Source organism: Streptomyces noursei (assembly GCF_001646665.1).
GTDB lineage: Bacteria > Actinomycetota > Actinomycetes > Streptomycetales > Streptomycetaceae > Streptomyces > Streptomyces lavendulocolor.
On sequence record NZ_LWBU01000191.1, the window covers coordinates 63,747 to 72,059 of the forward strand.

8 protein-coding genes are annotated in these 8,313 nt (G+C 73.0%); 4 read left to right on the forward strand and 4 right to left on the reverse strand.

Annotation, left to right across the window (positions count from 1 at the left end):
* Positions 1 to 291 precede the first annotated feature (291 nt).
* The gene (locus A4V12_RS16895; RefSeq protein WP_079137088.1) at positions 292 to 1,644 is read left to right on the forward strand and encodes a PQQ-binding-like beta-propeller repeat protein; all 1,353 of its coding nucleotides are present in this window, start codon (positions 292 to 294) and stop codon (positions 1,642 to 1,644) included.
* A gap of 92 nt (positions 1,645 to 1,736) precedes the next feature.
* Entirely contained in the window at positions 1,737 to 1,961 is a 225-nt protein-coding gene (locus A4V12_RS16900) for a cold-shock protein (protein ID WP_064070185.1), read from the forward strand.
* A 19-nt stretch (positions 1,962 to 1,980) separates the two neighbouring features.
* Here A4V12_RS16900 and A4V12_RS16905 read toward each other — a convergent pair whose 3' ends face one another.
* The 4 genes from A4V12_RS16905 to A4V12_RS16920 form a co-directional block, all read right to left on the reverse strand.
* Entirely contained in the window at positions 1,981 to 2,382 is a 402-nt protein-coding gene (locus A4V12_RS16905; protein ID WP_064070186.1) for a DUF4234 domain-containing protein, read from the reverse strand.
* Between the two features lie 112 nt (positions 2,383 to 2,494).
* Entirely contained in the window at positions 2,495 to 3,568 is a 1,074-nt protein-coding gene (locus A4V12_RS16910; protein WP_350498012.1) for a methyltransferase domain-containing protein, read from the reverse strand.
* Positions 3,569 to 3,990: 422 nt separating this feature from the next.
* Positions 3,991 to 5,244, reverse strand: a complete 1,254-nt coding sequence (locus A4V12_RS16915; protein WP_064070188.1) for a helix-turn-helix domain-containing protein — start codon at positions 5,242 to 5,244, stop codon at positions 3,991 to 3,993.
* Between the two features lie 166 nt (positions 5,245 to 5,410).
* Positions 5,411 to 5,998, reverse strand: a complete 588-nt coding sequence (locus A4V12_RS16920; RefSeq protein WP_064070189.1) for a helix-turn-helix domain-containing protein — start codon at positions 5,996 to 5,998, stop codon at positions 5,411 to 5,413.
* Positions 5,999 to 6,097: 99 nt separating this feature from the next.
* On the opposite strand from A4V12_RS16920, the gene A4V12_RS16925 reads away from it, so the two are divergent.
* Positions 6,098 to 7,528 (forward strand): MFS transporter, encoded by a 1,431-nt coding sequence (locus A4V12_RS16925; protein ID WP_064070190.1) that lies wholly within the window; start codon positions 6,098 to 6,100, stop codon positions 7,526 to 7,528.
* Positions 7,529 to 7,539: 11 nt separating this feature from the next.
* Positions 7,540 to 8,049, forward strand: coding sequence for a DinB family protein (locus A4V12_RS16930; protein ID WP_064070191.1), 510 nt, complete (start codon positions 7,540 to 7,542; stop codon positions 8,047 to 8,049).
* Positions 8,050 to 8,313: the final 264 nt, after the last annotated feature.

The following is an 8,313-nucleotide window of genomic DNA, read 5'->3' on the forward strand; positions in this document are numbered from 1 at the left end:
GTGTGCGCCGTCGACGGTCCGCCGAGCGCGCCTGCGCAAGTTTTCTCGGGGTATTTCGAATGTGCCCGCGCGCCGGACGCCGGAGGGGCCCGTCCCGCCGACTGCCGCGCCACCGGCGGCGTTCGCGACTCGCCCTCGGCAGACCCGTCCTCCACCCGCGCCGGATCGGCATGGACCGCTGGGAGGCCCTGCCCTTAGCCTGACCGTCGTTCGAAGATCAATGTGTCGGGCGGGTCTCCGGAACGCCGCTCGCAGGGGGCTGTGCCATGCACAGCAGGGGGAGCGCGCCTGATGTCAGGCAGAGCAGGGCTCATGAAGGCGCTGGTGGGGATCGGCGTTGTGCTGGGGGTGATCGGATCCATCACCGCCTGGTTCCTGTCGTTCGAGGGCTATCTGCCTGGCGACGCCATGGTGCGGACCTGGGCCACCACGAAAGACCGGCCCAGCGACGACAAGGCCAACGACAGCTGGGTCGTCGGGGACGTCGCCGTCCGCGCCCGGTTCGATGCGGTGACCGGCTTCGGCATCGCCGACGGGCAGGACGGCAAGAAGCTCTGGGAGTTCGTACCGCCCGGCCGCGCCCAGATCTGCGGAAGCGCGCCTCGCGCGGACGAGGGGGTCCTCCTCGTCGCGTACGGCACGGAGAGCCGCGCCACCAGTGACGGCAGCGGCAAGCCTGCCGCGCCGGGCAAGGGCTGCTCGACCGTCCTCGCCTTCGACACGAAGGACGGGCGAGAGCTGTGGCGCGTCCCCCGGACCGTCTCGGACGGCCGCTTTCCCGGCGACACGTTCCTGGAAGCGGGGGGCGGCCTGGCCCTGGTCGAACACGAGCGGACCGAGCAGGAGGCGCGGGCGCCGGGTGGCAACCGTTCCCTGCGCGCCCTCGACCTCCGCACGGGTAAGGTCCGTTGGACGGCGGCCGTCCCCGGCACCTGCGGGGTGTGGGACACGTCCGTGGGCAAGGAAGAAGTCCACGCCGTCCTGGCCTGCGGCGGGGAGGACGCGGACGACCCGGGCTCCGGCAGCGGCGAGGACGTCGAGATGATGGCGGCGGCCTTCGGCCGCGGCACCGGCGCCCTGAAGTGGAACGTTCCCATCGATGCCCGTCGCCCCGTGTCGACGGACTCCAGCGTGGTCATCGAGTCGGCCGACCCCTTGGTGCTGAGGGTCGTGCGGGCCTCGAACAGCAACTCGGACGAGGCGACGGGCACGTTCGTCTCCTTCGGCCGGGACGGGCGTACCCGGCCGGGCATCGAGCTCAGCGGCGACTACGGCCAGATCGACGAGGCGGAGGTCGTCGGCGAGCGGATGTACGCACTGGCATGGACCTATTCCAAGGGACGGCACTACCGGCTGATCGCCTTCGACCTGAAAACCGGCGAAGAGGTGTGGAACAACAAGTTGGACGAGCCTGCGGCCGGGCTGGCCGTGCGAGGCGACCGGGTCACCGTGCTGTGCGAGTGGTCGACCCAGGCCAGCGCCATCACCGAGCTGCTCGTGTACGACGCCGCCGACGGTGAGGAACTCGACGAGCGTCATTTCCGTGAGGAAGCGCCCAGCGGCTACTTCTTCGAGCACGGCGGGCGGATCATCGTCGCCGGGGAGGCCGGCGACCATGCCTTCACCGCGTTCGAGCGCTGGTGAGCCGACGGCTGTTCTCCTGCGACGATCACCGGCTGGTCTGACAACGTGCCCCGCGCCCTGGCGCGGGGGCGAAAGCCCGTAGGGTTCGTCGCATGGTGATGGCGACCGTTCGTGAGTGGCGCGAGGAGGAGGGGTGGGGAGTGCTCGACTCCCCGGAGACCCCCGGCGGCTGCTGGGGGCACTACTCCCACATCCGTATGGACGGGTTCCGCACGCTGGAGCCGGGGCAGCGGGTCGACCTGGAGTGGGAGGCCCCCGGCTTCCGGCAGGACGGGTACGACTACCGGGCGGTGACCATCCTGCCCCGGCCCGCCTGACGTCCACGGGCGGGCGGGATCAGACGGCCAGGGAGACGTGCTCGCCTTCCGGCCGGTTGCCGTAGAGCGTCCAGATGCGGTTCAACTCCTGCTGGTAGTACAGGGTGTGCAGGCTGAACACGAACACCAGGATGAGGCCGATCCACGGGTTGCACGTCGGCGTCATGCCGGCCGCCCGCTGCATGCGGGCGATGCGGTCACCCGTGTTGTAGACCGAGATGAACGGCGGCACGATCAGGATCCAGCCCAGGGCGATGGCCACCACCGCCATGCCGGGCCGGACGTCGATGCGTTCGTCGAAGTCACGCGCCTCGCGGTTCACCTTGTAGTACCAGACCAGGTGGTAGATCCCCAAGGTGATCAGCGGCCAGATGAGCCACACGAGGAAGATGTTCCGTGTCTTGCCGACGCGGCCGGTCATAGGCACCTCCGCTGTGGTCCTCCGTCCAGTGCAGCACGGCGGGCCCCGTGGCGCGCGCCGGACGGGAGGGCGCGCGGGGGCCGGCCGTTCCGGACGACCGGCCCCAGGGACACTACCGGGCGGGGGCGGGCAGGACGACCTGTTCCGGATCACCCAGCCACACCCGCCGGCCGTGTGCGGTCACGGTCGGCCCGAAGCTGTCGGCGGCAGGCGATCCCAGGCCGACGTACTCCTCGTGGACCCGTTCGGCCTCCCGCCCCAGCCCGCGCGTCCCGTACTCGTACGCCTCCTCCCCGGTGACGGCGGTGGCGGCGGAGCCGTCGGCGTCCTGCAACCACACCTGAGCGGTGTCACCACCCCGGTCGGCGTGGACCATGCGTACCCCGGGCATGCGCGCGCCGGCGTACAGGGCGAAGCCGAGCGACAGCATGTCGCGCGGGTCCACGGCGGCCTCCACGGGCCTCGCGGTGGTGTCGTCGACCGGAGCGGGCGGGGGCGGTCGGTGGGACCGCATGGGCATGTACGAGGCTCCGCCGTGAAAGCGTCCGGAGGCGGCACCCCTGCCGTCCGCCGTGAGCCGCACCAGCGCGCCGCTCCAGAAGTCGCGGGCCATGGGGGCGACGAGGACGCCGCCCGGGGTGAGCTGCCGCACCAACGCGTGGGGGACCTCCCGCAGGGCGCAGGTGGCGACGATCCGGTCGAACGGGGCCTGGTCGGGCCAGCCCCGTTCGCCGTCCCCGCACGCCAGGTTGGGCCGGTACCCCGCCGCCCGGAGGACGGCGACCGCGTGGTGGGCGAGGCCCGGGTCGACCTCCACGCTGTACACGGCGGAGTCGCCGAGCCGGCGGGACAGGAGCGCCGCCACGTAGCCGGAGGCGGTGCCGATCTCCAGGACGCGGTGGCCGTCCTCGACCGCCAGCAGCCGCAGCATGCGGGCGACCATGCTCGGCTGGGAGTTGGACGAGGTGGCGGTGCCGGGGCCGTCCGGCTCGCCGTCGTCGAGCTGGATGACGACCGGCTCGTCGGAGTGGATCAGGTTGAGCCGGTCGGCCTCGCTGGTGAGGGGCACACACGCGGTCGGGGTCTGCCGCCATGCCCGGCGGGGGATGAAGGGTTCGCGGGGGACGGCGTGCCAGACGGCCCGCCAGGTCTCGTCGAGCAGGCCCCGCGCGTACAGGGCTTCCACGAGTCCGGCATGCCCGTCTGCCTGAGCGGTCGACACATCAGCTCCCGTCGGTGGTCCTGCTCGGGCCGGAGCCGTCGGGTGAGGGCGGGGTGGGCGGCGGAGTCCACGGCTTGTCGGACGGCTCGCCGCCGTGCTTTCCGCCGTCGGTCGTGGTGGTACGAGGCGCAACCGACGCTCACCGAACGGGTGCCGGACTGTCGCACCGGCGGCACCGGCAGGGCGGGTACGAGGCGAAGACCGGCGGTGGAGCACCGGTGGGCCGCACTTCGCGCGCCCGTCGGACGACGCGCGTCGTACCGTCGGGGCGTACCACGTACACCTTGATCGTCATCACGGTCACTCCCCGGCGTCGGGTGGAATCGGGCTCGCCCCGACGGTAGGAGGGTGCGACTCGGAACATGGGCCGACTTCCGGCCCCTTGCTCAGGCCGCGAGCATGCCGATGCGCACCGCCAACCGCGCGGCCCGCTCCCGCCGTTCCGGCAGGCGGGACTCGGTTTCCTCAAGCACGATCCGGCGCGCGTAGCCGTTGTAGCGGATGGTTTCCGGCGCGGCTTCGTAGGCCTGTTCCAAGGTGGACAGCGCCGTCTGCGCCTGACCGTCCAGGTGGTACGCCCGCGCCTGCTCGATGCGGTGTCGTGCTCGACGCGGCCGGGACGGGATCGCACTCGCCTCGGCGCGGGCCGCCTGACGCACGGACTCACCACCCGTACGGAGTTCCACGGCCACCGTCACCGCGTGGGCTCCCATGATGGCCGGCCCGAACGACGTGACCGGGTGGGAATACCCGGCCGGCAGACTGTCGGCCATGCGCTTCGCCCGGTCCCACCAGCCCCATGCGGTCCCGGTGTCGGCGCGGCGAGCCGCGGTGTACCCGGCCTCGAAGGTGAGGGCGCCCGCGATGGCACGCACCTCCACGGCCGCCTCGGGCAGGAGGGGCTCCAGGAAGGCCAGCGTCTCGCGCGTGACCTCGTCGGCCGCGTCGAAGTGACCGGGGCCCGAGTCGCGGTGCGCCTGTGCGGCCAGCCACGCCGCGACGCCGATGGCGTGCGGGTCCTCCGACTCCTGGGCGGCCACCATGCCGCGATCCGCGACGCGCCACAGCAGGGCCGCGTCCGGCTGGTAGGCCAGGAAGAACTGGGCCAGGGAGTACACCTCCGACAGGACCGCCTGTGCCGCCCGCCGGTCGGCGGCCGACTCGGCCCGGCGCACCGCCACTTGAGCGTCGCGAATGAGGTCGGGGAGCACATCCCCCAGCACCTGCCGGTGGTTGGGCGCGCAGTGGCGTGCCGACCATGCCCTCGCCAGACGGGCCCGCACATGCTCCGTACGGGGCGCGGGCCGATCGTCGCGCAGCCGTACGGCATTGATCGCTGCCGCGACGGCGGGCAGCTTCGCATGCCCCGGGCCCACGAAGAGTTGCACTTCCCGGTCGCCGATGTCGCCCACCAGGTCGCTCAGTCGACGGACACGGAGGGTCTCGGCGATGCGCAGGATCTCGGGCAGCCGAGGCATCTTCATCTTGCCGGTCTCCACCTTCTTGACCCATGAAGGATGGTGTCCGAGGAGTCCGGCGAGCTGTTCGCGCGTCATCCCCCGGCGCGTCCGGAGGATCTGGACCCTCTGCCCGAAACGGACGGGGTCCTCGTACGGGTCCGGGGTAGCGTCAGACGGCACGGCCTTGCCCCTCTCTGCAGCTTCGTCACCGCCAGAGTAGGGGCCTTCGACCGCCTCCGGGGCCGGCATGGGGGGGGAAGGCCCGGGCATCAGCAGAGACGCCGGGCGGAGTCCACGGGTGAGCGCGCAGGGGCGGCCCGCGGACGTCCCGGCAGGCCGGAGCCCGTCAGTCGTGGGCGCCCCGGGCCGGGGGCCTGGCGCGGACGACGGCCTGGTCGCCGCGGGGGCCGAAGAGGTGGAGGATCTCGACCGCGGTGCCGTTCGCCGGGCCGAACCAGTGGGGTTCCCGGGTGTCGAACTCGGCGACCTCGCCGGGGCGCAGCGTGCATTCCGTGGTGCCGAGGATAAGGCGCAGCTCGCCGGCGAGGACGTACAGCCACTCGTAGCCGTCGTGCCGCACCAGCTTCGGTTCGCGCGGTGACAGCACCTGCTTGAAGACCTGCACCCGGCCCGGGTACTGCGTCAGGGGCACCAGGACGTTGCCGTGGCCCTTGCTCAGGGGCTTGAGGTGCACCCGGGGGTCGCCGCTGGCCGGGGCGGCCACCAGTTGGTCGAGGGCGACGCGGTGCGCTCGGGCGAGCGGGATCAGCAGCTCCAGGGTGGGGCGCCGCTTGCCGGACTCCAGGCGGGACAGGGTGCTCACGGAGATGCCGGTCGCGGCGGCGAGGCCCTCCAGGGTCAGTCCCCGGTCCCGGCGGAGGGTCCGCAGCCGGGGGCCGATGGCGTCGAGCGTCTGCCGCAGTTCCGCGTCCATGGCCCCAGTTTTGCAGTTCCCGCAAAACCGCTGCGCTCCGGATGCCCGCCGGACCGAGCATGGCCGGGCCGGACGCACCGTGGAACCGAGAGGCAGACCGTGACCCTGACGACCCGAAACCCGCAGCCGGGGCCCGTGTTGAGCGCGCGGAGGCGCTGGACGGTCCTGGCCGTCTGCTGCCTGAGCATGTTCCTCGTGGGCCTGGACACCACCATTGTCAACGTGGGCCTGCCGGAGATCGGCCGCGCCCTGGACATCGGGACCCTCGGGCTCGAATGGACCGTGGACGCGTACACCCTCGTCCTGGCCGGGCTGCTGATCTCCGCCGGCGCGCTGGCGGACCGGTTCGGCCGCCGGCGGGTGTTCCGCACCGGGCTCGTCGTCTTCGGCGCGGCCTCGCTGGCCTGCGCGCTCGCCCCCTCGGCGGGGGTGCTGGTCGCCGCCCGGGCCGTGCAGGGCGTCGGGGCCTCGATGCTCAGCCCGGTGGCCCTCGCCATCGTGGTGAACGCGATGCCCGACGCGAAGGAGCGGGCACGGGCGATCGGCGTGTGGGCCTCGGTCTTCGGCCTCAGCATGGCCGCCGGGCCCGTGGCGGGCGGCGCCCTGATCGCCGCGTTCGGCTGGCGGTCGCTGTTCTGGATCAACGCGCCGGTCGTCGTCGCCGCGCTGGTGCTCACCGCCGTGTTCGTCCCCGAGTCCCGCGCCCCCCGGGCGCAGCGGCTGGACCTGCCGGGCCAGGCCCTGCTCACCCTGGTCATCGCGGTGTCGGTGGGCGTGCTCATCGAGGGACCGCGCATCGGCTGGACGTCCCCGCCGGCCCTCGGCGCCTACGCGGTCGCCGGCGCGGCGGCGGTCTGGTTCGTCCGGGTCGAGTCGCGCCGGCCGGAACCGCTGATGGACCCCCGGCTCTACCGCAGCCCGGCCTTCACCGGCGCCGTCCTGGGCGCGGTGGCGGTCTTCGTCGCCCTGAACATGACGCTGCTGCTCAACACCTTCTACCTCCAGCACACGCGGGGCTGGACACCGCTGGCGGCCGGTCTGGCCACCCTTCCGATGGCCCTCGGGGCGACGGTCTGCGCCCCGCTGTCCGGTCGGCTGGTGGGACGTGGCGGGCCGCGCCCGCCCCTCCTGCTGGCCGGCGGCTTCCTCACGGCGGGCGGGCTGTGCCTGGTCGGGCTCGACCGGGACACGGGCGTCGCGCTCCTCCTGCTCGCCTACGCGCTGATCGGGACCGGCTTCGGCTTCGCGAACGCCCCGCTCACCAACACGGCGGTGAGCGGCCTGCCGCCCGCCCGGGCCGGCGTGGCCGGGGCGATCACGTCCACCGCCCGCCAGTTCGGCGCCGCGCTCGGCATCGCCCTCGCCGGCGGCCTCGTCGCGGGCGTCGCCCCGCAGGGACTGGCGGAGGCGTCCCGCCCGGGCTGGGTCCTGGTCGCCGGATGCGGTCTGGTCCTGCTCGGCGTGGCCCGCCTCTCGCGCCGGGACACGCGCCGGGAAAACCGGGTGCGCCCGCAGGGGCCGCCCCGCTAGCGTCCGCGCGCATGACCATTCCCCGTGACAGACCCCCCTTCGAGGCGGACGAGCGGACACAGCTCGTCGGGTGGCTCGACCTTCAGCGCTCGATCGTCCGGTGGAAGTGCGAGGGACTGGCCGAACAGGACGCGCACCGGGCCGTCCTGCCGCACTCGCCCCACATGACGGTGGCCGGTGTCCTGTCGCACCTGCGGTGGGTGGAGCACACCTGGTTCGAGGTGCTCTTCCTAGGCGGCCCCGCCGTCGGGCCGCAGTTCGCGGACGACGAAGACCTCGACATGAAGGTCGAGGGGGTGCCGCTCGCACGCCTCGTGGAGGAGTACGAGCGGCAGTGCGCGGTCTCGAACGAGATCGTCGCGGCCCACGCCCTGGACGAGACCGGCCGCCATCCGGACTTCCGGTCCGCCAGGGCGAACCTGCGGTGGATGCTGATCCACATGGTCGAGGAGACCGCGCGGCACGCCGGGCACCTGGACGCGATGCGGGAACTGCTCGACGGGCGGAAGGGCTACTACTGAGCCGGGCGGGGCCGGGAGCCCGGGGCGGGTCCTGGGGGTGTCTTGTCGATCAGCCCGGCATGATCGGCGAGACGCCCCCTAGGGAGTGTCCGCAAAGTATCGGCGTCCGCCCGGAGGGCGGGGGTAGCGGTGTCCGGTGCGTGCGATCGCAAGGCGGAGGAGGGAGCCATGGCGGAGCCATGGTGACCGACGACAACGCCGCTGGGGGTCCCCCCTCTGGGGGAGCGCATGCAGGGCGCCGCGGGCCAGGCGAGACTTTGCGGA

Bases quoted from the DNA above. Each gene is read 5' to 3' on its own strand.
- A4V12_RS16920 (WP_064070189.1), bottom strand. From the start codon at position 5,998: ATGGACGCGGAACTGCGGCAGACGCTCGACGCCATCGGCCCCCGGCTG.
- A4V12_RS16900 (WP_064070185.1), top strand. From the start codon at position 1,737: ATGGTGATGGCGACCGTTCGTGAGTGGCGCGAGGAGGAGGGGTGGGGA.
- A4V12_RS16905 (WP_064070186.1), bottom strand. From the start codon at position 2,382: ATGACCGGCCGCGTCGGCAAGACACGGAACATCTTCCTCGTGTGGCTC.
- A4V12_RS16895 (WP_079137088.1), top strand. From the start codon at position 292: ATGTCAGGCAGAGCAGGGCTCATGAAGGCGCTGGTGGGGATCGGCGTT.
- A4V12_RS16930 (WP_064070191.1), top strand. From the start codon at position 7,540: ATGACCATTCCCCGTGACAGACCCCCCTTCGAGGCGGACGAGCGGACA.